This is a genomic window from Pseudomonas sp. DW-iso17 (genome assembly GCF_058725345.1).
Map to the genome: position 1 here is coordinate 78,529 of NZ_JBZXEA010000044.1, position 26,085 is coordinate 104,613.

At 59.9% G+C, this 26,085-nt stretch carries 28 protein-coding genes and 1 tRNA gene; 5 read left to right on the top strand and 24 right to left on the bottom strand.

Features of this window, described 5'->3' with window-relative positions; all coding sequences use genetic code 11:
* Positions 1-73: 73 nt before the first annotated feature.
* Positions 74-436: a type 1 fimbrial protein gene (locus AC4PS6_RS22670; protein WP_014718853.1), complete on the bottom strand. Its 363-nt coding sequence runs from the start codon at positions 434-436 to the stop codon at positions 74-76.
* An 87-nt stretch (positions 437-523) separates the two neighbouring features.
* Positions 524-1,522 (bottom strand): bile acid:sodium symporter family protein, encoded by a 999-nt coding sequence (locus tag AC4PS6_RS22675; RefSeq protein WP_020303073.1) that lies wholly within the window; start codon positions 1,520-1,522, stop codon positions 524-526.
* An 85-nt stretch (positions 1,523-1,607) separates the two neighbouring features.
* Between AC4PS6_RS22675 and AC4PS6_RS22680 the strand changes: the two genes are divergently transcribed.
* Together AC4PS6_RS22680 and AC4PS6_RS22685 are read left to right on the top strand one after the other, a co-directional pair.
* A complete protein-coding gene (locus tag AC4PS6_RS22680; protein WP_014718855.1) occupies positions 1,608-2,396 on the top strand; it encodes an AraC family transcriptional regulator in 789 nt (262 codons plus the stop codon).
* A 94-nt stretch (positions 2,397-2,490) separates the two neighbouring features.
* Positions 2,491-2,922 carry a hypothetical protein gene (locus AC4PS6_RS22685; RefSeq protein ID WP_020303074.1) on the top strand — a complete coding sequence of 144 codons (432 nt, stop codon included), beginning with the start codon at positions 2,491-2,493 and terminating at the stop codon, positions 2,920-2,922.
* 286 nt (positions 2,923-3,208) lie between these two features.
* On the opposite strand, the gene AC4PS6_RS22690 is transcribed toward AC4PS6_RS22685, so the two are convergent.
* The 11 genes from AC4PS6_RS22690 to AC4PS6_RS22740 all read right to left on the bottom strand — a co-directional run bounded on the left by AC4PS6_RS22690 (position 3,209) and on the right by AC4PS6_RS22740 (position 14,463).
* On the bottom strand, positions 3,209-4,453 hold the full coding sequence (locus AC4PS6_RS22690; RefSeq protein WP_020303075.1) for a zinc-dependent alcohol dehydrogenase: 1,245 nt from the start codon (positions 4,451-4,453) through the stop codon (positions 3,209-3,211).
* An 83-nt stretch (positions 4,454-4,536) separates the two neighbouring features.
* Positions 4,537-5,655: a carboxylate-amine ligase gene (locus tag AC4PS6_RS22695; protein WP_020303076.1), complete on the bottom strand. Its 1,119-nt coding sequence runs from the start codon at positions 5,653-5,655 to the stop codon at positions 4,537-4,539.
* A 7-nt stretch (positions 5,656-5,662) separates the two neighbouring features.
* Positions 5,663-6,607: a methyltransferase gene (locus AC4PS6_RS22700; protein WP_020303077.1), complete on the bottom strand. Its 945-nt coding sequence runs from the start codon at positions 6,605-6,607 to the stop codon at positions 5,663-5,665.
* A gap of 11 nt (positions 6,608-6,618) precedes the next feature.
* Complete coding sequence (locus tag AC4PS6_RS22705) at positions 6,619-7,998, bottom strand: iron-containing redox enzyme family protein (RefSeq protein ID WP_020303078.1); 1,380 nt, start codon at positions 7,996-7,998, stop codon at positions 6,619-6,621.
* Positions 7,999-8,184: 186 nt separating this feature from the next.
* Positions 8,185-8,379, bottom strand: a complete 195-nt coding sequence (relB, locus tag AC4PS6_RS22710; protein WP_020303079.1) for a type II toxin-antitoxin system RelB family antitoxin — start codon at positions 8,377-8,379, stop codon at positions 8,185-8,187.
* Positions 8,380-8,523: 144 nt separating this feature from the next.
* On the bottom strand, positions 8,524-10,266 hold the full coding sequence (locus tag AC4PS6_RS22715) for an ABC transporter substrate-binding protein (RefSeq protein ID WP_003192009.1): 1,743 nt from the start codon (positions 10,264-10,266) through the stop codon (positions 8,524-8,526).
* 47 nt (positions 10,267-10,313) lie between these two features.
* Positions 10,314-10,586, bottom strand: a complete 273-nt coding sequence (locus AC4PS6_RS22720) for a DUF2160 domain-containing protein (protein ID WP_014718862.1) — start codon at positions 10,584-10,586, stop codon at positions 10,314-10,316.
* Between the two features lie 11 nt (positions 10,587-10,597).
* Positions 10,598-11,398 carry a carbohydrate ABC transporter permease gene (locus tag AC4PS6_RS22725; protein WP_003192012.1) on the bottom strand — a complete coding sequence of 267 codons (801 nt, stop codon included), beginning with the start codon at positions 11,396-11,398 and terminating at the stop codon, positions 10,598-10,600.
* Positions 11,399-11,408: 10 nt separating this feature from the next.
* Positions 11,409-12,275, bottom strand: a complete 867-nt coding sequence (locus AC4PS6_RS22730) for a carbohydrate ABC transporter permease (RefSeq protein WP_003192014.1) — start codon at positions 12,273-12,275, stop codon at positions 11,409-11,411.
* Complete coding sequence (locus tag AC4PS6_RS22735; RefSeq protein ID WP_020303080.1) at positions 12,272-13,369, bottom strand: ABC transporter ATP-binding protein; 1,098 nt, start codon at positions 13,367-13,369, stop codon at positions 12,272-12,274. Before AC4PS6_RS22735 ends, AC4PS6_RS22730 begins: the two co-directional genes overlap by 4 nt.
* A complete protein-coding gene (locus tag AC4PS6_RS22740) occupies positions 13,369-14,463 on the bottom strand; it encodes an ABC transporter ATP-binding protein (protein WP_014718865.1) in 1,095 nt (364 codons plus the stop codon). The genes AC4PS6_RS22735 and AC4PS6_RS22740 overlap by 1 nt, the downstream gene beginning before the upstream one ends.
* 350 nt (positions 14,464-14,813) lie before the next feature.
* Between AC4PS6_RS22740 and AC4PS6_RS22745 the strand changes: the two genes are divergently transcribed.
* Positions 14,814-16,631 carry a sigma-54-dependent Fis family transcriptional regulator gene (locus AC4PS6_RS22745; protein WP_492181010.1) on the top strand — a complete coding sequence of 606 codons (1,818 nt, stop codon included), beginning with the start codon at positions 14,814-14,816 and terminating at the stop codon, positions 16,629-16,631.
* A 1-nt stretch (position 16,632) separates the two neighbouring features.
* On the opposite strand, the gene AC4PS6_RS22750 is transcribed toward AC4PS6_RS22745, so the two are convergent.
* From AC4PS6_RS22750 to AC4PS6_RS22775, 6 genes are all read right to left on the bottom strand, one after another.
* Positions 16,633-18,750 carry a TonB-dependent receptor family protein gene (locus AC4PS6_RS22750; protein WP_336826960.1) on the bottom strand — a complete coding sequence of 706 codons (2,118 nt, stop codon included), beginning with the start codon at positions 18,748-18,750 and terminating at the stop codon, positions 16,633-16,635.
* Positions 18,751-18,885: 135 nt separating this feature from the next.
* On the bottom strand, positions 18,886-19,155 hold the full coding sequence (locus AC4PS6_RS22755) for a hypothetical protein (RefSeq protein WP_019816804.1): 270 nt from the start codon (positions 19,153-19,155) through the stop codon (positions 18,886-18,888).
* A gap of 133 nt (positions 19,156-19,288) precedes the next feature.
* Positions 19,289-20,029, bottom strand: a complete 741-nt coding sequence (locus AC4PS6_RS22760) for a hypothetical protein (protein WP_032902865.1) — start codon at positions 20,027-20,029, stop codon at positions 19,289-19,291.
* A gap of 194 nt (positions 20,030-20,223) precedes the next feature.
* Positions 20,224-20,421 (bottom strand): hypothetical protein, encoded by a 198-nt coding sequence (locus AC4PS6_RS22765; protein ID WP_014718870.1) that lies wholly within the window; start codon positions 20,419-20,421, stop codon positions 20,224-20,226.
* A 92-nt stretch (positions 20,422-20,513) separates the two neighbouring features.
* Positions 20,514-20,915, bottom strand: coding sequence for a hypothetical protein (locus AC4PS6_RS22770; protein WP_103452079.1), 402 nt, complete (start codon positions 20,913-20,915; stop codon positions 20,514-20,516).
* A 129-nt stretch (positions 20,916-21,044) separates the two neighbouring features.
* Positions 21,045-21,461: an Ivy family c-type lysozyme inhibitor gene (locus AC4PS6_RS22775; RefSeq protein ID WP_032902864.1), complete on the bottom strand. Its 417-nt coding sequence runs from the start codon at positions 21,459-21,461 to the stop codon at positions 21,045-21,047.
* A 346-nt stretch (positions 21,462-21,807) separates the two neighbouring features.
* On the opposite strand from AC4PS6_RS22775, the gene AC4PS6_RS22780 reads away from it, so the two are divergent.
* Positions 21,808-22,584, top strand: coding sequence for a hypothetical protein (locus AC4PS6_RS22780; RefSeq protein WP_103452078.1), 777 nt, complete (start codon positions 21,808-21,810; stop codon positions 22,582-22,584).
* Positions 22,585-22,651: 67 nt separating this feature from the next.
* Here AC4PS6_RS22780 and AC4PS6_RS22785 read toward each other — a convergent pair.
* Positions 22,652-22,742, bottom strand: a tRNA-Ser gene (locus tag AC4PS6_RS22785).
* Positions 22,743-22,894: 152 nt separating this feature from the next.
* On the opposite strand from AC4PS6_RS22785, the gene AC4PS6_RS22790 reads away from it, so the two are divergent.
* Positions 22,895-23,566, top strand: a complete 672-nt coding sequence (locus AC4PS6_RS22790; RefSeq protein WP_103452077.1) for a Bax inhibitor-1/YccA family protein — start codon at positions 22,895-22,897, stop codon at positions 23,564-23,566.
* 69 nt (positions 23,567-23,635) lie between these two features.
* On the opposite strand, the gene murB is transcribed toward AC4PS6_RS22790, so the two are convergent.
* The 4 genes from murB to AC4PS6_RS22810 are packed head-to-tail and all read right to left on the bottom strand — an operon-like array spanning position 23,636 to position 26,062.
* Positions 23,636-24,655 carry a UDP-N-acetylmuramate dehydrogenase gene (murB, locus tag AC4PS6_RS22795; RefSeq protein WP_020303087.1) on the bottom strand — a complete coding sequence of 340 codons (1,020 nt, stop codon included), beginning with the start codon at positions 24,653-24,655 and terminating at the stop codon, positions 23,636-23,638.
* Positions 24,652-25,116 carry a low molecular weight protein-tyrosine-phosphatase gene (locus tag AC4PS6_RS22800; protein ID WP_014718874.1) on the bottom strand — a complete coding sequence of 155 codons (465 nt, stop codon included), beginning with the start codon at positions 25,114-25,116 and terminating at the stop codon, positions 24,652-24,654. The genes murB and AC4PS6_RS22800 overlap by 4 nt, the downstream gene beginning before the upstream one ends.
* A complete protein-coding gene (gene kdsB / locus AC4PS6_RS22805) occupies positions 25,116-25,880 on the bottom strand; it encodes a 3-deoxy-manno-octulosonate cytidylyltransferase (RefSeq protein ID WP_103452076.1) in 765 nt (254 codons plus the stop codon). The genes AC4PS6_RS22800 and kdsB overlap by 1 nt, the downstream gene beginning before the upstream one ends.
* Positions 25,877-26,062, bottom strand: a complete 186-nt coding sequence (locus tag AC4PS6_RS22810; protein WP_003174668.1) for a Trm112 family protein — start codon at positions 26,060-26,062, stop codon at positions 25,877-25,879. Before AC4PS6_RS22810 ends, kdsB begins: the two co-directional genes overlap by 4 nt.
* Between the last annotated feature and the right edge of the window lie 23 nt (positions 26,063-26,085).

The window sequence follows — 26,085 nt, forward strand, 5'->3', positions numbered from 1 at the left end:
CAGGACAAGCGCCGCCGCCGAGCATTCTATAGGTTTCTCGCACCGCTGTTGCTGCGGATCGTCGCCCGGCGGCCTACGGCGAAGTCATGGTAATGATGTAGTTGCCTGACTGGATGAGCTTGCCGGCGCTGTCTACCAACACATAACGCTGATCGTAATAGCGCCCCTTGCCGCTGTCCGCCACCAGCCGCACATGGGGTGCATCGACACTGACAACCGGCGCCACACTGCGCACCTCGATTCGGCTGCCACGACTGGATTGGGCACAGCCGCGCAGTTCCATCACCGAACCGCTGCGCGCATTTGTCGCACACCCTGACTCGACAATGGCGCCGCTGAACCTGATGGTGCCCTGCCCCACGGTTTGTGCGGCGCCGCAGGTACTTGCCCACAGCCCCAGAAGGCCAGTCATTACCGCTACACGACGAACGTTCATACCGACACTCCTTCTTGGGTTAGTTAAGAAGTAAGTCGTCGTCACGCCGGTTAACTTGAGCTTATTTACCCGCGAATGAGAGGTGCATCACGGATCCACCTGCCCCATTAACTCGGGGATGCTCTCCGGCCGCTGGGCATAGCGTTGGGCCAACGCCGCGCAGACCATCAACTGGATCTGGTGAAACAGCATCAACGGCAAAATCAACACGCCCATGCTCGCCCCGGCAAACAGCACCTGCGCCATCGGCACGCCGGTCGCCAGGCTTTTCTTCGAGCCGCAGAACAGGATGGTGATGCGGTCTTCCTGGTTAAAACCAAACGCCTTGCCCAGCAGCGTAGACGCCGCCAACACCAGGGCCAGCAACACGCAGCAGGCCACCACTAACCCGCCCAATTCCCACAGCGGGATCTGGTGCCAGATGCCTTCGTTGACCGCCTCGCTGAAAGCCCCGTAGACCACCAACAGAATCGAGCCCTGGTCGACGAATTTCAGCCAGGCTTTGTTACGCCCGACCCAGCCCCCAATCCAGCGGCTGGCGACTTGCCCGGCAATGAACGGCAGCAACAACTGCACGCTGATTTTGACAATCGCATCGACTGTGGAGCCGCCATCCCCATGCACGTTGAGCAGCAGCGCTACCAGCAGCGGCGTCAGGAAGATGCCGAACAGGCTGGACGCCGCCGCGCTGCAGATGGCCGCCGGGATGTTGCCGCGGGCCAGGGAGGTAAAGGCAATCGCCGATTGCACAGTGGCCGGCAAGGCGCAGAGGTAGAGCATGCCCATGTACAGCTCGTTGCCGATCAACGGCGACAGCACTGGCTTGAGCGCCAGGCCCAACAAAGGAAATAGTACGAAGGTCAGGCTGAACACCAGCAAATGCAAACGCCAGTGGCCGGCACCGGCGACGATAGCCTTGCGCGACAGCTTGGCGCCGTGCAGGAAAAACAGCAGCGCGATGGCCAGGTTGGTGACCCAGCCGAACGCCACGGCGGTCTGGCCGCTGGCGGGCAGCAGTGAGGCGAGGATCACGGTGGCGATCAGAGTGAGGGTGAAGTTGTCGGGGAGAAACCGGGGCCGGGTCATAAGCAATTCTTCCAGGGGTTGCCAAGAGCGTCGCGACGACTCTAACGTAACCACCTGTTACCGACTAACGCCAATGAGCCAGTAAATGCCGCCTAAAGGACATGAAAAAGCCGTTCGCCGCAGTGTCCCAGGGCTTTCCAGCCTGCCGAGGCCGGTGTACGGGCGTACTGAATCCTTGCCCAACCGTGCGCTGACGCGACGCCACAGCCACCCGTGGGTGCAGCTGTCCTACGCGATTTCCGGAGTGCTGGAGATCCAGACCAGCGTTGGCCGTTTCGTCGCACCACCGCAGCGCGCGGTGTGGATTCCGGCCGGCATGCCCCATCGGGTGTTCAGTTCACCCCATACGGAAATGCGCAGCTTATACCTCGATTGCAGCGTCACCGCCTGGGCCGCCGAGCGTTGCCAGGTGCTGGAGGTGAGCAGTTTGCTACGCGAGCTGATCCGCAACTTCAGCCAATTGCCGGTGGAATATACCGAGGACGGGCCGGACGGGCGCCTGGCTCAGGTACTGCTCGATCAACTCGCCGCCGCACCCCAGGTGGATTTGATGTTGCCACTGCCTCACGACCCACGGCTGCGACAGATCTACCGCAGCCTCAACCTGCATCCCGAGCAGCAGACGACGTTGGGCGAGTGGAGCCGAAAGCTGGAGGTGAGTGAAAAGACCCTGAGTCGGGTGTTCCTGAGTGACACCGGGCTGACGTTTCGCGCATGGCGCCAGCGCCTGCGCCTGTTGAGCGCTCTGCCCGCCCTGGAACAAGGCGAGCGGGTGACGGATGTGGCATTGGGGTGTGGCTATGAATCGACCTCAGCCTTTATCAATGCATTTCGTCAGCAGTTCGATTCCACCCCCGGTGAATTCTTCCGCTGACCCTCCCTCACGACGCAAATAATCCCCAAACCGACGCTCGGCTGGTATTGTGCCGCGCTTTGAAACACAGCAACCGACTGCGAGGAAATGGACGTTGAACACTGACGAAAAAATGACCGGGGACCTGTTCGAGGTTGATAAGCGCCTGTCACTCAAGCCCGTGGTGGACTTCAACGCCTACCTGCGCAGCGCCTTCGGCGACGGCCCTTGCACCTGCGTGCGCTGCACGGCCAACGGCGGCGATGAAAGCGGTTATGAGTTCCAACACACCTTCACCTTCGACACCAAGCCCCTGCACCGTCGCTTCGCTTCGACGGCGGGCAGTGATGTGTTGATGGCGTTGAAGAAGGCATGGTTGTCGTACACCAAGGCCGAGCTGCCGCTCAGTGGTACGTTGGCGCTGGATACGGTCAAGGAGTTTGTCGAGCCACAGTTGCACAAACGCCTGGCGCCGCTGTTTGTCGCCAGTGGGTTGGTCAAGGATGTCGAAGGCCAATTGCGCATCCAGCCGCAAGCCGCAGCCTGACACCGGTTAATGTGGGAAACACCACTGTCAAAGCAAAGAAAATCCATGTGAGAGCTGGCTTGCCTGCGAAAGCGGTAGTGCAGTCACAGATGCAGTGACTGTCACACCGCCTTCGCAGGCAAGCCAGCTCCCACATTGGTCATGCATCGCCCACAAAATCAGCGTCCGGCACAGATCCCCTGTGGGAGCGGGCTTGCCCGCGAAGGCGGCGCGTCAGTCACTGAATATTCAACTGAACCACCGCTATAGCAGGCAAACCAGCTCCCACATTTTTCCGGTTATTGGCCTAGAAACCGGGAACGCTTTGTACGCGCAACTCAGGGGTCAGTTCGTCCACCGGCTCGGTCAGCGGCCGGTCGCTCCCTCCCGGCAGCAGGATCACCTTGCGGCATTCCTCTTCGGCTTTATCAAACAGCTCATACCCCCGCGCCGCCTGCTCCAGGGGCAGCCGGTGAGTGATGATCGCCTCCGGGTGCAGATGCCCCAGCTCGATGTGCTCCAACAACTCCGGTAAGAACCGCTGCACATGGGTCTGGCCCATCTTGAAGGTCAGCCCCTTGTCGAAGGCATCGCCGAACATGAAGCCATGGATAAACCCGGCATACACCCCGGCGACACTGACCACGCCGCCACGGCGTACGGCGGCGATGCACTGGCGCAGAGCCTTGCCGCTGCTGCCTTCGACCTTGAGGGCAGTGAGCAGGGTTTCCGTGGTGCTGCCCTTGGCCTCGAACCCCACCGCGTCCACCACGCCATCGACGCCGCGCATGCCGGCGGTCTGGCGGATGATGGTGTCAGCCGGGTCATCGTCTTCTTCGAAGTTGATCGGGATCACACCGTACATTTTCTGCGCATAGGCCAAACGATACGGATGGTCGTCGACCATGAAGATCTGCTCGGCGCCCAACATTTGTGCGCAAGCCGCACTGAGCAGGCCCACCGGCCCGGCGCCATAAATCGCCACACTAGAGCCTTTGCCAATGCCGGCATTGGTCACTGCCTGCCAGGCGGTGGGCAGGATATCGGAGAGGAACAGCACCTTCTCATCCGCCAGGGTGCCGGGCACCTTGAACGGCCCGGTGTTGGCCTTGGGCACCCGCACCCACTCCGCCTGGCCGCCGGGAATGCCGCCATACAAACGGCTGTAGCCGAACAGCGCGGCACCCGGCGGGATGGCTTTTTTATTCAGGATCGCACCGCGCCCATCGTTGGTGGTTTCGCAAGCGGCGAATTGCTGGAGCTGGCAGAAGAAACAATCGCCACAGGCAATCACAAACGGAATCACCACACGGTCGCCGGGTTGCACGGCAGTAACGGCCGGGCCGGTTTCTTCGACGATGCCCATGAACTCATGGCCGAAGATATCGCCGTGCTCCACGGTCGGGATCTTGCCCCGGTACAGGTGCAGGTCCGAGCCACAGATCGCGGTGGCGGTGACCCGCAAAATAATGTCGTCGGGTTGTTCAATGATCGGATCGGGCACGGTATCCACCTGCACCTTGTGTGCGCCCTGGTAAGTCATCGCTCGCATGCTCTGCGCTCCTGCCGTTGAGGGGTTACTAATTAAGGACAGAGCAGCCCCTCAGTGTTCCTTCGACGTAGAGCGACACCCGATCAATGGTCGCCGCGCGTCTGGGCCAACAGCAGGTCGACTACCTGGCGCACGCTGGCAATTGCATCGGCGCCGCTGGCCTGGGCCTGGGCGTGCCAGCGCAACTGCTCAGTCGCGCTGTTGCCGCGTTGCAGCAAGGCATCCAAGGTATTGAACAACAGCGGCTCGCCCATGGCCTCTGCGGTGGCGGCAAAGGTCTGTCGGGCGTATTGCAGCCATTGCTCAGCGCTGCCCAGGGTGCCGGTGTCGTCCAACGCAAAGGTACCAGCGGCCCCATAACGCTTGGCCTGCCAGCGATTCTCCTTGAGCAGCCAGCGCGCCTCGGCACTGAAACCAGCGCCAGGATGCTGCATCGCGCAGGCGTGGGTGACCATCACCCGAAACAGCGTGGCGAGGGCCAAGGCGTCCGCCAGCCGTGGGCACGCGTCGGTCATGCGCAGTTCCAGGGTGGGGTAACGCGCCGCCGGGCGAATGCCCCACCAGCCATTGCCATCGGCCTTGATCGCGCCGAGGCGCTGCAAAAGGGCCAGGTAGCGCAGGTACTCGGCCCAGTCGCTAAAGTGCTCCGGCACGCCCATGCGGGGCCACTCGTCGCACGCGGCCTGGCGGTAGCTCATAAAGCCGCTGGGCGCGCCGTCCCAGAAAGGCGATGAGCAACTGAGCAGCAACAACAACGGCAGCCACGGCGACACCTGGTTCATCACCGCGATACGGTCCAGCGTTTGAGGCACCTGCACATGCACATGCAGCCCGCACAACACACTGCGCCGCGCTACATATTGAATATCGTCGAACAGTTGCCGGAAATGCGCCTGATCGGTCGGCTGTTGCCCACGCCAATCGGCCAGGGGGTGGCTGCCGGCGCACACCACACCGAGGCCGAACTCAGCCAGGGATTGCGCCAGGTTGCGGCGTACTGCTCGGAAGTAGTCCGCCGCTTCGGCGCTGGAGGTGAACACCGGAGAGGCCGCCTCGATCTGGCCCTGGAACATCTCAAACGAGAAGCCTGCGCCAATCGCTTCGCGGCAGGCTGCCAGCACCGCCGCCGAGGGCTCGCCGACCATCTGGCGGCTGTGCAGGTCGGTGATGAAGTATTCCTCTTCAATGCCAAAGGTGAGCATCGGGTATTCAGCGCAATCGGGTGACAGTCAGTGCGACCACGGCGATGCGCTCCACCTGCTCATAGCCGGGCTTTTCCAGTTCTTCACCGAAAACGTCCGGGTCCAGTTCGCGGTAGGTCCAGCCGTAGGCGTCGCTGCCTAGCAGTGGCTTGACCGCCTCCAGGAAAGGGTCGCTGCCGGCCACCATCGCCACCCCAGTATACAGCAGCAGGCTACCGCCCAGGGCCAGGCGCCCGATGGACTCACTGACGATGCGCAGCGACAACTGCTCCCCCAAGGCGCCGCCGCCATGGCGATAGGCGCGCTGGCGGTCATCTTTCATGTACGGCGGGTTGGCGACGATCAGGTCGAATTCGCCTTCCACACTGGCCAGCACATCACTGTGGTACACGCTGACGTTATTCAGCGCGGCCAGCTCGGCATTCACCGCGGTCATGCGCAGGGCACGGGGGTTGATATCCACCGCCAGCACCTGGGCGTCATGCCGGGCTTGGGCAATCACCAGCGCGCCGACACCGGCGCCACAGCCGATGTCCACGGCGCGCTTGAGCGGCTCGAAACGTTGTTGCAGGTAAGCTTCGATTACCTGGGCAAAGCGATAGCTATCGGGGCCGAAAAACACCGCGTCCGCCTGGTCGGTGGGATAAGGCGAATGGGCGAACAGCAGCTCGTCGAGGCTCGACCATCGCACTGCGCTGCGCCATAGCGCGCCGTGCTTTTGGATCACATCCGCTTGCTGCAATTCTCCACGCAGGGCCTCGGGCAGCAGGCCTTGATCGAACGGCATCGACCAACCGAACACATCGCGCAGCGTCATTGCCAGGGGCGTCGCCAGCCGCCGATAGACACGCTCATGGGTCAAGGGCGTTGGCGTGATAAAGCGATAACCACCCTCCTTCAACCCGCGGCCCAAATTCAACAAGGCACGATCAGCCAGCTGTTGCGCAGACATAGGCACATTCCTTAGCGCAGGCGCGCACGCAGTTGGATAAAGCGGCGAGTGGCATACAGCCCGGCAGGCGTGCAATGACGGCGTGCCGACAGCCACGGGATCAGTGCATTGAGCTGTTGCTCATCGGGCAAGTTGCACAATGACTCCGCCAAAGCCTGGGTATCCGGGTCCGCTGGACGATGCTGCTCGCGGGAAAACCGGCTGCCGCGTCCCGGCCGCACGGGCGGCACGCGTTCGCTGGCAACCCATTCACCCGCAATCCAGTCATGGATCAGTTGTTTTTCAAAACCGCTGAACACTCCGAACATCGCGGCGCCAGCGCCCTCGATCAATTGCCAGAAGCGACTGTTGGTGGGGTCCTGGTTGTGCTTGATCCAGCCTTTGTCTTCGAGGGCCTTGAGGAAAGCGCCGATCTGCCCAGGCCGGGCCAGCCATTGGTTGACGGTCTGCCCTTCAAAGCGGCAATAGTCCGAATGCATGTGCTGGCCGAAGGCGCGCTTGCGCTCAAGCATCGCCACCACCTCGTCCTGCAAGTTGAAGTGTTTGATGATAGACGTGGTTCCCAGGCCCAAATCATTCAGACGGTAGCCTGCCGCCACACGGCGATAGAAGTCTGCCCTGCCCTCGCCCAGCGGCAACAGGTTCAGCACCGATTGTGCAGCTTTGCACGCGTGGCCACTGCTGGCGTTGTCGATGGTGACATGCAGCGTGAAGTAATAAGGGTCGATGCCCAGCTCACTGAGTTCATAGGCGGTGATCAACAGGTGCAGCGGCAGTTGCTCGTAACCCAGGTTGAAGCCAATGACCTCCGGCAGGAACTCGTCGGCGCACACGCCAAGCGCCAGTTGCAGCGCGCCTTGCAGGTAATGGTCATCCTCAAGGCCGGCGTCGCTGTCGGCATCGTGCTCGCTGAGCAACTTGCGGTAGATCACCACATGGTTCTGCGCACCTTCACCGTCGCCCAATTCTTCCAGGTAAGTGGTGAGCAGGCCGTCGAAGCGCTGGTCTTGCCAATAGCGCAGCAAGCCATAGAGCCAGGCGCCGTCGACCTGTTTGGTCGGCGCCACGCACTGAAGAAAGTACAAAGCATGGGCCTTGTTTTGGAAATACCGCCGTGGCCCACCGTTTCGACGCTGTTCCAGATAGTCGGCATAGGCCTGGGCCACCTCGGCGCAGCGTTGCTCGACCCAGGCCATCAGCTGTTCGGGCGCCTCTGGCAAGTCGCAGTCGGTGGCCTCTACCAGGGCCAATTGATCGTGCAGGTATTCACGCGCCAGTTCGGTGGCGTCTTGGGTTTCGCCATGCAGCTGTTGGTAGACCCGTTGATGGCGGCCCTGGGCCGAGTCGGTGAGAGAGGCCGGCTGGCCTGACAGCGCTGTGAGGAGTGTCATGATGGCAGTTTCCGCAAAGTCCGTTACAACGGGCCTCCCACAAGGTGGCCCTGCAATAGCGCTTGAAAACATGCGCTTCTAAGATGCAGAACCTTGAGATGTGCGGAAAATTCAGATTGGATTGTTAACGTGGGGACAAGCGGTCGCGGTCGCTGATAGCCTCATCAAGCCAAACAACACTTAACATCAGGCTTTGACCCTCTGCTTGCGTTCTGCTTCAAGGATAATCGCCTCAACCCTCGCCATGACTTCGTCATGGGGTACACCAGGTCCGGGGTTGGCCAAGCTTTTTTCGACTTTGGCGCGAAACCAAAGATCATGACTATTCGCCTGCTCCTCGGTTTCAAATTCGGAAACAATTGGGGAAAGTGGAACACCCATAAGATGACCTCCTGTATGAATGCTCAGCAGTTTAGTCCCAAGCTAGCAAGCTGTCTCGGAGCACCAGATGAAATGCAGGTGGCTCACCCACAAAAAAAACAACGGCACGCAAGCGTGCCGTTGTGTTCAGCTCATTCAGCGAAATTACTTACGTGCCGCCTCCCACTGCTTGAGCAGGTCGTTGTAGTTCACGGTTTCGCCCTTGGGCTTCTCGTTGGCCAGTTTCGGCTTCGGCGCGCCCGGCTGGTCAAACCAGTATTGCGCGTCACGCTCGGGGTTCATTTTCGGGCCGCACACCGGTTGCACCTTGGAGCGTTCCAGGCGCGTCATGATCGCATCCTGCTCCTTGGCCAGGTTGTCCAGCGCCTGTTGCGGGGTTTTCTCGCCGCTGGCCGCTGCGGCGATGTTGCTCCACCACAGTTGCGCCAGGCGCGGGTAGTCCGGCACGTTGGTGCCCGTCGGGGACCACTCGGTGCGGGCCGGGCTGCGGTAGAACTCCACCAGGCCACCGAGTTTGGGCGCCATGTCGGTCATGGCCTGGGAGTTGATATCGGACTCACGAATCGGCGTCAGGCCAACGATGGTTTTCTTCAGCGACACGGTTTTTGAGGTCACGAATTGCGCGTAGAGCCAGGCCGCGAGTTTCTGCTTTTCGGGCGTGGACTTGAGGAAGGTCCAGGAACCTACGTCCTGATAGCCCTTCTTCATGCCCTTTTCCCAATACGGCCCGACTGGGGACGGTGCCATGCGCCATTTCGGCGTACCATCGGCATTCACCACCGGCAGGCCCGGCTTGACCATGTCGGCGGTAAACGCGGTGTACCAGAAGATCTGCTGGGCGATGTTGCCCTGGGACGGCACCGGGCCGGATTCGGAGAAGGTCATGCCCGCCGCTTCCGGTGGCGCGTAGGCTTTCATCCAGTCCACGTATTTCTGCGTGGCGAATACCGCCGCCGGGCCGTTGGTGTCGCCGCCGCGGGTGACGCTGGAGCCCACCGGGTGGCAATCCTCTACACGGATGCCCCACTCGTCCACCGGCAAGCCGTTGGGCAAGCCTTTGTCGCCGCCGCCGGCCATGGAGAACCAGGCATCGGTGAAACGCCATCCCAGGGACGGGTCTTTCTTGCCGTAGTCCATGTGCCCATAAATGCGCTTGCCGTCGATTTCCTTGACGTCTTCGCTGAAGAACTTGGCGATGTCTTCATACGCCGACCAGTTCACCGGCACGCCCAGGTCGTAGCCGTATTTCTCCTTGAACTTGGCCTTCAGCTCCGGCCGCTCGAACCAGTCGGCGCGGAACCAGTAGAGGTTGGCGAACTGCTGGTCGGGCAACTGGTAGATCTTGCCGTCCGGCGCGGTGGTGAACGACAGGCCGATAAAGTCCTTGAGGTCCAGAGTGGGCGAGGTGAAGTCCTTGCCTTCGTTGGCCATCAGGTCGGTGATGGATTCGGTCTTGCCATAGCGAAAGTGCGTACCGATCAAGTCGGAATCGTTGACCCAGCCGTCATAGATGTTCTTGTCGGATTGCATCTGAGTTTGCAGCTTCTCCACCACGTCGCCTTCCTGCAGCAGGTCGTGGGTCAGCTTGATGCCGGTGATTTCACTGAAGGCCTTGGCCAGCACCTTGGATTCGTACTCGTGGGTGGTGAGGGTTTCCGACACCACGTTGATCTTCATCCCACGGAACGGCTCCGACGCCTTGATAAACCACTTCAACTCCTCCAACTGTTGGGCTTCGGTAAGGGTCGAGGGTTTGAACTCGCTGCCGATCCATTTTTTAGCGGCATCTTCATACGCATCGGCCCAGGCCGAAGCGCTCAAACCACTGAGGGCCAGTACGGCGGCCAATGAAATGCTATGTCGCAGCTTATTGTTTTTATTCAACATAGAGACCTCCAGGTTAGTTTCAAACGGGGCTTGCAGGAGCGAGCTTGCTAGCCCCAACGCATCACACTCAACAGCCAAACAAGGGAGAGCGCGGACGCCACCCAGATACTCCAGTCGGTAACGCCAATGACCAGCAAATGCAGGTAGGCGCTGCCGAGCAGACCGATAAACAGGCGATCGCCACGGGTGGTGCTGATCGGCAGCAACCCGCGCCGTGGGATGCTCGGCGAACGCAATTCCCAGGTGGTCATGCCCGCCAGAATCAGGGCAATACCGCCAAAGAACAGCGCTGTGGGGGTGGTCCAGGCCATCCATTCCATCATCGACTCCTCTAGACCCGGCCCAGGGCAAAGCCCTTGGCCACGTGGTTGCGTACAAACCAGATCACCAGCATGCCCGGCAGGATGGTCAACACCCCCGCCGCTGCCAGCACGCCCCAATCAATGCCGGACGCCGACACCGTGCGGGTCATCACCGCTGCGATGGGCTTGGCGTTGACCGAGGTGAGCGTGCGCGCCAGCAGCAGTTCGACCCAGGAAAACATGAAACAGAAAAACGCCGTGACGCCGATACCGGAGCCAATCAGCGGGATAAAAATCTTCACGAAGAACTTGGGAAAACTATAGCCATCGATGTAGGCGGTTTCGTCAATTTCCTTGGGTACACCGGACATGAAGCCTTCCAGGATCCATACCGCCAACGGCACGTTGAACAGGCAATGGGCCAGGGCCACGGCGATGTGCGTGTCGAACAGGCCAATGGATGAATACAGCTGGAAGAACGGCAGCAGGAACACTGCCGGCGGCGCCATGCGGTTGGTCAGCAGCCAGAAGAACAGGTGCTTGTCACCCAGGAAGCGATAGCGCGAGAACGCATACGCCGCTGGTAACGCCACGCTCAGGGAGATCACGGTGTTCAGGCTCACGTAGTACAGCGAGTTGAGGTAGCCGGTGTACCAGCTCGGGTCGGTGAAGATCACCTTGTAGTTGGCCAGGGTGAAATCCTGCGGAAACAGGGTCAGGCCGCCGAGGATTTCGGTGTTGCTCTTGAAGGACATGTTCAGCAGCCAGTAGATCGGCACCAGCAGGAACAGGATGTAAACGAGTAGTGGAATCAGCTTGCGCTTGCTCATGTTGGCGGCCTCAGCGGTTGGCGTCGGAATGGGTCATGGCGGTGTAGAACAGCCAGGACACCAACAGGATGATCAGGAAGTACACCAGGGAAAACGCCGCCGCCGGGCCCAGGTCGAATTGGCCGACGGCCATCTGGGTAAGCGTCTGGCTCAGGAAAGTGGTGGCATTACCCGGCCCGCCGCCGGTGAGCACGAAGGGTTCGGTGTAGATCATGAAGCTGTCCATGAAGCGCAGCATCACCGCGATCAGCAGCACGCTTTTCATCTTCGGCAACTGGATATGTCGGAACACCGCCCAGGCCGATGCACGATCAATCCGCGCAGCCTGGTAGTACACGTCCGGAATGGCCCTTAAACCTGAGTAGCACAGCAGTGCTACCAGCGAGGTCCAATGCCACACATCCATCACCAGTACGGTGACCCAGGCGTCCATGGTGTTGGCAGCGTAGTTGTAGCTGATGCCCAGGGCGTTGAGGGTCGAGCCCAGCAGGCCGATGTCGGCACGGCCAAAAATCTGCCAGATAGTGCCGACCACGTTCCACGGAATCAGCAAGGGAATGGCGAGGATGATCAGCACCAGCGAGGACCAGCGGCCCTTGGTGGGCATGGTCAGGGCGATGGCGATGCCCAGTGGGATCTCGATCAACAGCACGCAGGCCGAGTAGATGAACTGGCGCAGCAGCGAGTCGTGCAGGCGCGGGTCGAGTAGCACCTGCTTGTACCAGTCGGCTCCGACGAAATAGCGGCTGGATTGGTCGAAAATGTCCTGCACCGAATAGTTGACCACGGTCATCATCGGGATCACCGCACTGAACGCCACCAGCAGGAACACCGGCAACACCAGCCACCAGGCCTTGTTGTTCTGCACTTTGTTCATGGCGCCACCTCCAGCAGGTAATCGTCGGCGTAGAGCATCAGCCATTGCGTCGGGAAGCTGATGGAAGCCTTGCCTTCCGGCACCGGCTTGTCCTCGGCCAGCCGCACCTTGAGGGTGGCGCCGTCGAGGTTGAGGGTCATGATCTTGTAGGTGCCCAGGTCTTCCACATGGACGACGTCGGCTTGCAGGGCGTCAGGGTTGTACTCGTCCCACACGTGGATAAATTCCGGGCGGATACCAACCTGGAGCTTTTTGTAGTCGGTGGCGTTGAGACGTTGCTGCAACGCTTCGGACAGTGGCAACAGGGTAGTGGCGAACCCTACACCGCCAGCCTTGGCCTGCACCTCGATCAGATTCATCCCAGGGCTACCGATGAAGTAACCGACAAAGGTGTGGCTGGGCCGCTCGAACAATTCACGCGGCGTACCGAACTGCACGATCTGCCCGCCGTACATCACCGCGATCTTGTCGGCGAACGTGGAGGCTTCCAGTTGATCGTGGGTAACGTAGACCATGGTGATATTGAACTGCTCGTGAATCTGCTTGAGCTTGCGCCGCAGTTTCCACTTCAGGTGCGGGTCGATCACCGTCAGCGGCTCATCGAACAGAATCGCCGACACGTCATCGCGCACCAGACCACGGCCCATGGAGACTTTCTGTTTTTCGTCGGCGGTGAGGTTGCGGGCTTTTTTGCTCAGCAGGTTTTGCAGGTCGAGGACTTCGGCGATTTCCTGCACCTTGCTGTGAATTTTCGCTTCGGCCATGCCCTGGTTGCGCAGCGGGAACGCCAGGTTGTCGAACACCGTCATGGTGTCGTACACCACCGGGAACTGGAACACCTGGGCGATATTGCGTTTCTCTGGGGTGAGATCGTTGACCACTTGGGTATCGAACAGCACCTGGCCTTCGGACGGGCTGAGCAGGCCGGAAATGATATTGAGCAGCGTGGACTTGCCGCAGCCCGACGGCCCGAGCAAGGCGTAGGCACCGCCCTGCTCCCACACATGATTCATTTCACGAATGGCGTAGTCTTCTGGCCCTGTGGGTGTAGGACTATAGCTATGGGCCAGGTTGCGCAAATGGATCTCGGCCATCAGGCAACCCTCGCGACACGGCGCCCGGGGGCCTGGACCAAGCGGCCCTGACCATCGAACACAAACAGTTTATGGGTGGGGATATACACGCGGATCGGCGCGTCGACATCGTATTCATGCACCCCCGGCAGGTGCAGCACCAGCAGGAAATGCTCACTGCGCACATGCAGGAAGGTTTCCGAGCCGCTGATTTCGGCGACTTCCACGGTCACCGCCAGCTCCAGGTCATCATCATTACTGGGTACCAGGCTGATATGGCTGGGGCGCACGCCAAAGCGGAATTCGCCTTCGCCGATAGGACGCAGGTCAACATTGAGTGGGAAATGCACGAAGTTGGCGAAACTCACTTCGTTGCCGCTGATGCGCCCTGGCATCAGGTTGATCGGCGGCTCGGAGAACAGCTCAGCGGCGAGGACAGTTTGCGGCTGGTGGTAGACCTCGGCGGCCTTGCCGCTTTGGATCACCCGCCCCTCATGAAGAATGGTGGTGGTGCCACCCAAGGCCAGGGCCTCGTTGGGCTCGGTGGTGGCATATATCGCGATGGTGTGGCGCGCCTTGAACAGTTCGCGCATTTCCTGACGCAGCTCTTCGCGCAGTTTGTAGTCCAGGTTGACCAGCGGCTCATCGAACAGAATCAGTTCAGCGTCTTTCACCAGGGCGCGGGCCATGGCGGTGCGTTGCTGCTGGCCACCGGACAATTCCAGGGGGTGGCGCTGCAGGAATTTCTCGATGCGCAGCATCTTGGCGGTTTCCAGCACCTTGCTCTGGATCACCTCCTGGGACACACCGGCCTGGCGCAACGGCGAGGCGATGTTCTCGAACACGGTCATGGTCGGGTAGTTGATGAACTGCTGGTAGACCATCGACACATTGCGCAGGCGCACCGGCTTTTGCGTGACATCCACGCCGTTCATCAGGATGCGGCCGCTGTCGGGCTTGTCCAGGCCGGCCATCAGGCGCATCAGGCTGGTCTTGCCGGATAGGGTGCGACCGAGCAGGACGTTGAAAGAACCGGCTTCGAACCGCAGGTTGGCGTCGTCGATCCAGGTTTGGCCGTCGACAACGCGGGAGACATGTTCCAGGGTCAATGACATGACACGACCTTTTTATTATTGGAATGAATCTGGTCCGTTGTCAGAGCGAGTTTCGTGCCAAAACCGCAAGCGCTTGATGTGTAAGGAGATGGTCGAATGGTGATGTTCGGGAGTGAACAATCCGGCTGAACAATTGAACACTGCCGGGGTTGACAATGAACAGTTGTGAACAACACTTTATGCGCGACGAAGATCAAATGTGGGAGCGGGCTTGCCCGCGATGGCGGTGCATCAGTTTGTAGATGCTGTGCCTGACCCATTGCCATCGCGGGCAAGCCCGCTCCCACATTGTTCGATGTCTGACGTTAGATGGCGCAAGACCCGACAACAATAATAAAGAAGGTCGCACGATGGCCGAACCCTTGACCCACGACACCCTTATCCAGGAATCCTGGCGCCGTTGCCGCGCCTACGGCCTGGACCACCAGAGCGCCCCCAGCTTTGACCAACTGCCCGCCGAAGGCATACGCCAACTCCTGGAAAGCCAGCATTCCCTGGTGCAGACCACCCACCAGGAAGTGTTGCCCTACTACGAGAACATCCTCAGCAATTCCAATTGCCTGATCATGCTGGCCGACAATCAGGGCCAGGTCCTGACGTCGTGGGGTACCCAGCGGTTTATCAAACCCACGCTGGCCCGTGGCTTCAGCCCCGGCGCCAGTTGGATGGAACGCGCCAGTGGCACCAATGCCATCGGCACCGCACTGGCCTGCGCCCAGGCCGTGCATATTGAACACGATGAACACTTCCTGAAGGCCAACCGCTTCATGACCGGCTCCGCGGCGCCGATTTTCGATGCCCAGCGCGAAATCATCGCCGTGCTGGATGTGTCCAGCGACAGTTACCTGCCGCCCTCCCACACCCTGGGCATGGTCAAGATGATGAGCCAGACCGTGGAGAATCGGCTGATCCTCAACCTGTTTCGCGGCGAACACTTCCAACTGACCTTCAACACCGGCTTGAGCAACCTAGACAGCCAATGGGCCGGCCTGCTGATCTTTGATGAAAGCGGCCAGGTGCTGTCGGCCAATCGGCGCGCAGATAATCTGCTGGGCATCAGCCTGTCGCGGGTGATGATCGACAGCCTGTTCAAGGTGTCGCTGCTGGAGTTGCTCAACCAGCCCGAAGGGTTGCCGTTTGCGTTGCAGGCGGCGGGACGCAATCGGTTCCAGTGCCTGTTGAAGCGGCCCAAGCAGATGCCGGTGCAGGCGCGGGTGTTCAACCAACCGCCGCCGCCAGCGCCGACCGCGATCAACCTCCAGACCCTGCATTTTGGCGATGTGCGCGTGGAGAAAGCCGTGCGCCAGGCCGAGCGCCTGCTGGAAAAGGACATTCCATTGTTGATTCACGGTGAGACCGGCGTGGGCAAAGAAGTATTCGTCAAAGCCCTGCACCAGGCCAGTTCCCGCAGCCGACAGGCGTTGATCGCAGTGAACTGTGCGGCGATTCCCGCAGAGCTGGTGGAATCGGAACTGTTCGGCTACGAAAAAGGCGCCTTCACCGGCGCCAACCAGAAAGGCAGCATTGGCCTGATTCGCAAGGCGGACAAGGGCACGCTGTTTCTCGACGAGATCGGCGATATGCCGTTGCCGACCCAGGCCCGCCTGTTGCGGGTGTTGCAGGAGCGCTGTGTGCAACCGGTGGGCAGCAGCGAGGTGTTCCCGGTGGATTTGCGCATCATCTCGGCGACCAACCGTGCATTGCGCGAGCTGGTGCAGGCCGGGCGCTTTCGCGAGGACTTGTACTACCGCATCGGCGGCCTGACCCTGGAATTGCCGCCGTTGCGCGAGCGTACCGACAAGCAGGCGCTGTTCCAGCAACTGTGGCAGCAACACCGCGAGCCGAACCAGTGGGCCGGGCTGAGTGCCGAGGTGCTGAGGTTATTTGAGCAACATCCGTGGCCGGGCAATTTGCGTCAGGTGAGCAGCGTGTTGCAGGTGGCGCTGGCGATGGCCGAGGAGCAGCCGATTCGCGCGGAACACCTGCCCGATGATTTTTTTGTGGATTTGCAGGCGACGGTGCCGCAGTCCAAACCTGAGCACCTGGATGAACGCCTCGACCTGAGCCAACGCCTGGAAGCCGTGGGCGGGAATATCTCCCACCTGGCGCGAGAGCTGGGGGTGAGTCGCAACACCCTGTACAAGCGACTGCGCCAGCACGAAGGCTGATTTAACGCCAACTCCAGGAAACGCCGGTGTAAATACCCCGCCCATCCGCCGGGGTGGAGCGCGCCGCGTCCATCCCTTTGTCGTCATAACCCGGCGTGACGGTGTTGGCATAACGGCGGTTGGTCAGGTTGCGCAGGTCGACCCAGGCTTGCCAGTCGTGTTTGGGCGCGTCATAGCCGAACGTGGCGCCGAGGGTGGTGTAGGCCGCCGCATAGTAGGAATTGGCGTAGTCCACCGCTACCCGTGATGCATGCTCGGTGTTGAGGCTGGTGTAGAAACCCGTCGGGTGGCTGTAGCGCAGTTGCGCCTGGTAATAGTGCTTGGGAATGCCGGGCAAGGTGTTGTCGCCGAAACGCTCGTCGTCGCGGTAGTGGAAGTCGCTGAAGGTGTAGGCCTGGCGTAGGTCGAGCTTACCGCTGCCACCGCCGTCCCACAGCGGGCTGAGCAGGCTCAGCTCCACGCCCTGGTGCACGGTGGGGCTGGCGTTGGATTCGGCGATGATCGCGCTACTGTTGGCGGTTTGGGCCTGGGTTTCCACGGAAAGCAGCTCGTGGCGAACCTCAGAACGATAGAGCGCCAAGTCCCATTGGCCGAGCCAGGCTTCACCGCGCCCGCCGACTTCCAGGGTGGTGGCGGTCTGATTGCGCAGTTTCACGCCTTCGCGCTGCAACCCCGTGGCTGCCCCACTGCCCGGGCCAAAGTATTTGTTCGAACCCCAGATCATCGACCACGCGTGCGGTGGCTCTACCGAGCGGCTCAGGTTGCCGTAGACCTGCAACTGCGGGGTGAAGTCGTAACGCAGGCCAATGCGCGGCGCGTAATCCCAATCATGCTGACTGATCGGCGCCTGGCCGTCGGGGTAAGTCACCTGGGTTTCACGGCGCGTGTAGATCGCGGCAAGGCCGGTGGTCAGCCACAGATCCTCCACCAGTTCCAGCTCGTTGCCGACATGCAGCACGGTGTCGGAGCCCAGGTAGCTGTAGTCGCGGGTCTTGGTGCCGGGGGCATAAATGGCGGTATTGCCCGTAGGGATGCGGACGTATTCCGACGCGCCATTGTTCGGCATCGCCTGGGTGGTACGCAGGCCGAGAGTGGTAGTGCTGGCGTGGCCGAACAGGCTGTCCTGGCGGATGTAATTCAGGGTGCCGCTGATATCGGTGTAGGCAACTTTGAGGCGGTTAGTGCCTTCGCGCAGGTCCATGGGGTAATCGTGATAGGCCAGCCCGACCTCGACCCGCGCGTTATCGTCCAACCGCAAGGTGGTCTTGTTGGCGATCCAGGTGGAGCCCGGTTGCAAGCGCTTCGAATCGCGGGCGGCATTGAGGCTGTTGGCGGCACGCGGATCATGGCTGATCTGGTCACGCGTGAGTCTGCCAGGGGAATCGTTGGTGGTTTCGCGATAACGCAAGTAGAAGCGCGTTTCCAGGTCCGGGTTAAAGCGATAGCCAAAGTTGGCGGCGATGCCCTTGCCGGTACCAGCGCTCTGGTGCTGATAACCGTCGGACTCCGAATCGGTGAGGCTGATGTAATAGTCGGCGTCCCCCAGCACCTGCCCGGAACTGACTTCGCGTTGGGCATAGCCGCGACTGCCGACCTCATAGCGCACTTGCAGCTTGGGCGCGTCCAAGCCGGTGCGGGTAACGTAGTTGACCGCACCGCCCAAGGCCAATGCACCCTGATCGAACCCGTTGGCGCCACGCAGCACCTCTACCCGGCTTTGCCACAGCGGGTCCTTGAGCTCATAGGGCGTGCCGCCTGGGCCGGTAAGCGGCAGGCCGTCGAACATTTCATACAGGCCGGAGGCATGGGCACCGGGGGCGCGGTTCAGGCCCGAGCCACGAATGGACACCTTCACCCCTTCGTTATTGGCCGCCTTGGCGTAAACACCAGCCTGGTACTTGAAGACATCCTCGTTGGTGCTGACCCGTCCCTGTTGCACGCTGTCCATATCGATGTAATTGGTGCCGCCGGGTACGCTTTTGAGTTGTGCCTGAGCGATTTCTGCGGCGCTGGCCTCAGCCGTGGTGACTTCAACCGGCTCCAATTGCAGGCCTTCGGCCTGTACCAGCGAACTGAGGGTCAAGGCGGCAAAAATAAACGGGGGGTGGCGCAGCAGCATTGGGAGCAGGTCCTTGGAATCCGGGAACGTGCCGGGCCGAGCCCACCACGCGAACAGTGATGGGAAGGCAGGTACGCCCCTCGAGTCACTCCTTAATGACGGACAGGGGCGTATCAAAAACAGGGGTGAATCAGTTTAACCATCGGCAGTTGCCAATGTCCGCATCAGATCATCTGCATCCGACCCCGGCGGAAAGCGAAAGCCATACATTTCGTCAGTGGCGAGAATCGCCCCCAAGGTGTCGCGCAACTGGTCTTCCGTGGGCGAGTCACGCAATAACTTATGCGCCGGCAGCAATAACTCGGCAGACACGCCCTGGGCAGTCGCGGCGTCAATTACCGCATAGAGGATAAACCGCAAGCGTATTTCGCGATCCGTGGGCCAAACCGTTTTTCGTTTACCCAAGGGAGGGCCTCGTGTTTAAGAAAAATCCGAGGCTATTGCCCGCAGACAAGCGTTTCAACCCGCGGGAGGCAAGATAGGCCGCTTCCTACAGCGGAAAGGGAAACACCGCACCGATTGGTCGATGCGACGGGCCTCACTGCACCGGCAGGAAATTCATCAGCAACAAGCTTTGTGCGTAATTGAGGCCAATGCGTCGGTAACGCTCATCGAGGATTTGGGTAAGCAGGTCCAAACGCGCGACGATCTTGCCGAACTCAACGGCAAAACTGAGGTTACTGCCCTCCTCCGATATTTCATTGGAAAACAACAGCAACACGCCATTGGCATCCTGACGCTGGCTGAGCAGCCAGGTGGCCTTTTCGATATTGCGCGCGGCATTGCTGACAAACTGCGGGTTGATCGAGTCGGTCACATAAAACTGCGTGCGCCCACCGTGAGCGGTCACGAGCATGCTGCCAATCGCATAGATGAACGCGCCGACGCGGTCGCCGCGAAAGTCGGGGCTCAAGGAATAGCTCAGGGCAGCCAGGTCACGCCGGTCACCCAGTGCGGGCAAGGGTTGGCGATTTTCGATGGCCTGGCGGATTTTCCGGGCGGCGGTCACCGCATCCGGATACCCCGATTGACGCCACTGGTTGGGGTTGCGCAGGTAGAGCTTGCTCATCAGCAGGTAGAGGCTTTGCAGGTTGTCACGCATGCCCAGGGTGGCCATGCGGTCGACGCTGGTCTGGAAGAACTCATCGGGCTTGCCGTCGCTGAACTGCCTGGCGATATCGCGGCCCTGTTGTTGGCTGCAACCCACTGCACACAGCGCGAACATCGCAGCCAGCAACAGCGGCCATCGGGTGGTAAAAATCGTAAACGTTCGATCCATCGGCACCGGGTCTGATTCTGTGGGCCGCACGCGGGAGTCGGGTGGCCGGGACAGAGGTAGATCAGCAAAATGGAAAAAAGTGCAGCGGTGCGGGTCGGATCAGCATCGGCTTACAGCCACAAGGAGGTGAACGAGACCAAGGGGGCCAGCAGACAATGCCCGGCACAGGGCCGGGCTCTTTGGCCTGAACGCCTTCAGGTCTTGGGATGCTCAGTAGCTACTGAATCGGCCGCATCTACATCCGACATATCTTCTTCAAGAGGCGCCTCGTCATCCGGCGGCAGCGGGATATTGTCCTCGTCACGCCGCGGGTCATGGCCGGTCTCGTTATCGGTGCCCCGGGTAACCGCTTGCTGGGAAATGTTGCCTGGGGCTTTCTCGTTGATTTCCATGCTGGCACTCCGTTTATAGGCTCGGGATATCCGCGCTTAGGATTGAGAGGCTGCATCGGGATTGAGAGTGCCGGGCGTTAGACGAATGGCGTTTAGTAGGCAGTCGGGGTGAAAGAAAAACTGCTGCCGTGCTGAGAAATTCTGCGGCGAACAAGGTCTCCCGGCTTCATATCAATTTCTGATTCGATGATTCTTGAGGTGCCGAAAAGCATGTATTTCGAGACACCAAGAATATGCTTGCCAGAGGCCAGCCCAAACCTGGCAACCTCCCCAGGGTGAAACTCGGCAGCCGGTTTTCCATCAATATGCAAAATAAAACGGACTTCAGCTCCGTAGATGCCCGAGTCTCTAGTCACCACCAACTGAGCCGCGTTCTTTTCCGTAAAGGCATACATTCTTGTGGATGGCACAGGGTCTGCGATGTCGGCAGATATAGGCGATGTGGAGCACCCACCAAGAGCAGCAAGCAGTAATGCTCCGATTAAGCCTCGCATATCGTTCCCTCAAAAAATTTGTGCGACTTTAACATCCACGATAACCATAACAAGCGGTCTGTTCGCTATGTCTTATCTGATGGTCGTTCTCCCCACCCACCGTTTGCCGCAGCAGAGCGACACCGGTCATCAATCTTCGGGATTGTTGTCAGCAAACGACTTATTCAGTAGGCCCTGAACGACACTGTCGGGATCACCCAGCAATTGCTTACTGAATGCCTCTCCCTCGGCTGGACGCGTCGCGAGTAGCCCCCAGGACTTTGTTCCATCTGCGTTAAAGACCACGATTAGCTGATTGTCTGCACAATCATGTGGCTTGCACATGTGGCCTACCGTAAAGCGCTTACCATCCGCCGAAACCGTCTCGACTGGCGACGCTGTGCCCTGAGCTTTACTGACCCAGTCCGGATAACTGAGCATCTCTGCGTAGGCTTTTTTGTAAGGCGCTTTGCTGGCAATCTCGGGCAGATATTGCTCAGCCCAAACGCCTTCAGAGACTAGCATCATGGAGGCACCCGCCAGCATCGAAAGGCTCAGTATTTTCATTCGAATGACTCCATCTCGCTGACTTTTCAGCCGCTTTCGCAGGTTGCACTTAAACATCGGTATGAAAGCTGGGACAGGGCACTGTTTTAGAAGTTTCGACGTTCACCTAACAAACAAGCTTGAAATCATGAGGCAGGCCATGGCTGCCGTGGAGAGAAGTAAATCAGTCAAGCTAAAAGCTCCGTACTGTGCTTAGTAATGAATACGCAGTGCGAGGGCACGTGCACGATGACAGCTCCATACGGATCCAGTAAGACAGCATAGTCTTGTAGAAAACGTGCTGTGATGACGGCGGTCATTTGCTTCGTGTACTTTCGACCCTCGACTTCACTTACGGATGAGTATCATGAATGACGATTTGAAGCAGTCAGGCTCTACGACTACATCACAAGCCACCACCTCTCTAGAGCAGGTCAAAACCGGCAGGGTCCTGGATTTTACCTGGGCGCCAAACGCCAACACCACGACCACCATCGTCTCGGCAGACTTTGTCGACTACAAGGTCGATACTGCCCAGGGCAGCCCCACTGGCGACAGCCATTCCATTGCACGATTTACCTATGTCCAGGGCAAAGGCGGTGGCCAGATCAGCCAGCTCTTTCTGGAAGAAATGCGTGCCGGTGTACGTGCCAATACCCAGATCGGGTTGATGGTAGGACGCAAATGGGTTCTGGACCCCAATGGGGAAGTTTCCGGCAGCATTGGTACATACGTGGTTGAGCAATTCGACGACATGCGCGCCAGTGTGAATTATGTCGGCTCCTTCGCCCGGGTCTTCGCGGATCCGAGAATGGTCAGTTACCACGCTGGCGGACATGTGCACACCAATGTTTCTATCACCGGCAGCAGGCCCTTGACCATGTCGGATTCAGGCAAGTCGATACTGGTCATCAGCGATACAGATGTCACGCTGACAATCGGTGATGATGTGATTGAAGGGTTCAAGGTGAATCTAATCCAGGCGGCCGCCGGCAAGATCAACATTGCCGTATCCAGCAGCCACGTGATCTACAGCAACGCTGGAAGCCGCACGCACACGCTCAATCCACTGGATGAGCTGGAAGTCAGTACCTTCCCATTCGGGCCGGTGTTCCTGGCCTTTCGAGTTAGACCAACTGCCTAAATAGCCCGGTATAACCAAACCCCAGAAACGCAAAAGCCCCGCTTTCGCGGGGCTTTCGTGTAAATCTTGGCGGGAAACCAGGGATTCGAACCCTGGAGACGCTATTAACGTCCGCCGGTTTTCAAGACCGGTGCATTCAACCACTCTGCCAATTTCCCTTGTGCATCACAGGATTATAGTAGCCCATCCCGTGTCAGCGGGCGCCATAATACCCGAATGAAACACACTGTCAAACTCTCTGCATCGCTTGTTACAGGGCGTCTGTTATGATCTTTGCGACTGAACGTTTCAAAACTGAAGGAGTGTCGCCATGCGCGAACAGAATTACGCAGTGAATGGCAACACGCAGGCTGAGCAGCTTGAAGTCAGCCGCGTGTTGCGCAACACCTACGGCTTGCTCGCCCTTACCCTCGCATTCAGCGGCGTGATGGCTTACGTGGCCCAGCAGATGCGCGTCGGCTACCCGAATATCTTTGTCGTGTTGATCGGCTTCTATGGTCTGTTCTTCCTGACCAACAAGCTGCGTGACTCGGCCTGGGGCCTGGTGTCGGCGTTTGCCTTGACCGGTTTCATGGGCTTTATCCTCGGCCCAATCCTCAACCGCTACCTGGGCATGGCCGGCGGTGCGGAAGTGGTCAGTTCGGCATTTGCCATGACGGCCCTGGTGTTTGGTGGTCTGTCGGCCTACGTGCTGATCAGCCGTAAGGACATGAGCTTCCTGGGTGGTTTCATCACCGCAGGTTTCTTCGTGCTGCTGGCGGCCGTGGTGGCCAGCATGTTCTTCCAGATCAGCGGCCTGCAACTGGCGATCAGCGCGGGTTTTGTGCTGTTTTCCTCGGTGTGCATCCTGTTCCAGACCAGCGCCATCATCCACGGCGGTGAGCGTAACTACATCATGGCGACCATTAGCCTGTATGTGTCGATCTACAACCTGTTCATCAGCCTGTTGCAGATCTTCGGCATCATGAGCCGCGACGACTGATCAGCCAACGCAATAAAAAATGCCCCGTATCGCGAGATACGGGGCATTTTCATTTTCAGGCCCGATAGCTCAGTACTGATTGGGTTCCATTTCCAGCTCGACCTTGAAGCGCTTGAAGATATCTTGCTGGATGCGTAGCGCCAGCTGGGCAATCTCCTGCCCGGTGGCGGTGCCGTAGTTGACCAGCACCAGCGCTTGCAGCTTGTGCACGCCCGCATCGCCCTCCCGGAAGCCCTTCCAACCGGCCTTGTCGATCAGCCAGCCGGCGGCGAGTTTCATTTGGCCGTCGGCCTGAGGGTAGGCCACCAGGTCCGGATACTGGCGTTGCAGCTCAACAGCCAAGGCTTGGGGTACCAGCGGATTCTTGAAGAAGCTGCCCGCATTGCCCAGCTCTGCCGGGTCTGGCAGTTTCTCGCGGCGAATGCTGCAGATCGCGCGGCTCACATCGCTTGGCGTGGCGTGGATGATGCCCTGCGCGGTCAGGCGCTGTTGCACCGGGCCGTAGTCGAGTGTCAGGTGACTGGCGCGGCTAAGGGCAAAGCGTACCCGCAGGATCAGCCAGCGCCCGACTTCGTGCTTGAACAGGCTGTCACGGTAGGCAAAGTTGCATTCGTCCAGGCTGAAGTCCCGCAGTTCGCCCGTCTGGCGATCCAGGGCGGTGAGGCCGGCAAACACATCCTTGATCTCTACGCCATAGGCACCGATGTTCTGCATCGGCGCGGCGCCGACAGTGCCCGGGATCAGGCTGAGGTTTTCCAGGCCGCAGAAGCCGTGCTCAAGCGTCCACAGCACAAACGGATGCCAGGCTTCGCCCGCTTCGGCTTCGACCACCACGCGCGTGCCATCGTCGCTCAGCACGCGAATGCCTTGTGTCGCCATACGCAACACCAGCGCCGGAACATCCTGGGTCAACAGCAAATTGCTGCCGCCTCCAATCACCAGCAACGGCACCGCCTGTGCGGCGGCATAGGCGATGGCCGCGCGCACGTCAGCATCACTGTGGGCCTCGGCAAATAATTGCGCGCTCACATCGATGCCAAAGCTGTTGAATGGCTTGAGCGATACCTGCGCACGCACTTGCAAGGTCATAACCGCCCCTTCAATTCGATCACCAATAAGTCACAGGCGCGCTCGATCAGGTCCAGGACCCGTTCGAAACCTTGCTCACCTTCATAGTAAGGGTCTGGCACCTCGTCCACTTCGCCATCAAAGCGACGCAGGAATAAATCCAGCTCCGCCTTGCCCTGCCCCGGCTGCATGGCCTTGAGGTTGCGCAGGTTGCTGCTGTCCATGGCCAGGATCAGGTCATAGCGGGCAAAGTCAGCGCGGGAAACCTGCTGGGCACGCTGGCTCGACAGGTCATAGCCGCGCGCCAGCGCCGCCCGTTGGCTGCGCTGGTCCGGCGGGTTGCCGACATGCCATTCCCCGGTGCCAGCAGACGCCACCTCAATCTGGCCAGCCAAGCCTGCTTCACGCAACTTATGGCGCAAGATGCCCTCAGCGGTTGGCGAGCGGCAGATATTGCCCAGGCATACAAACAGAACTTCCATCAGGCGCCCAGCAGGCGACGGACGCGTTCGAGGTCTTCCTGGGTGTCGACACCGGCTGGCGGTGCTTCCAAGGCATCGCCCACGTGGATACGCACGCCGTGCCAGAGGGCACGCAGTTGCTCCAGGGACTCGGTGTTTTCCAGCCAGCACGGGCCCCAGCTGACGAAGTCGTGCAGGAAACCGGCGCGGTAGGCATAGATGCCGATATGGCGGCGATATGGCACGCCCTCCGGCAACACGTCGCGATTCTTGGCAAAGGCATCCCGCGCCCACGGCAAGGTGGCGCGACTGAACGTCAGTGCCAGGCCGTTGATGTCGCTGACCACTTTCACCACATTCGGGTTGAACAGCGTCTCGATGTCTTCGATCGGTTCGGCCAGGGTCGCCATACGCGCCTCGCCATGGGCCGCGAGGTTGGCAGCGACCTGATCGATGACACTCGGCGGTATCAATGGCTCGTCACCCTGCACATTCACTACGATCGCGTCGGGTGCCAGACCCAGCTGAGTGGCGACTTCGGCCAGGCGATCAGTACCGGAGTTATGGTCTTCGCGGGTCAGGACCGCTTCGGCACCAAAACCTTTGCACGCCTCGATGATGCGCGGGTCGTCGGTGGCCACCACCACCCGTTCGGCGCTGCTCTTGCACGCTTGTTCCCACACCAGCTGGATCATCGGCTTGGTGCCGATCATTTGCAGCGGCTTGCCCGGCAGGCGCGTCGAGGCATAGCGCGAGGGAATGACAACGGTAAAGGCGGTGGTCATTTATCCAGGCGCTCATCGGTAGTCAGAGTACGGGCTTCGCTTTCGAGCATGACCGGGATGCCGTCACGGATAGGGTAAGCCAGGCCGGCACCTTTGCTGATCAGCTCGGTTTTGTCGGCGCTGAGCTTGAGCGGGCCTTTGCAGATCGGGCAAGCGAGGATATCGAGCAGTTTGGTGTCCATGAGTGTTTCCTGGAAAGAAGCGT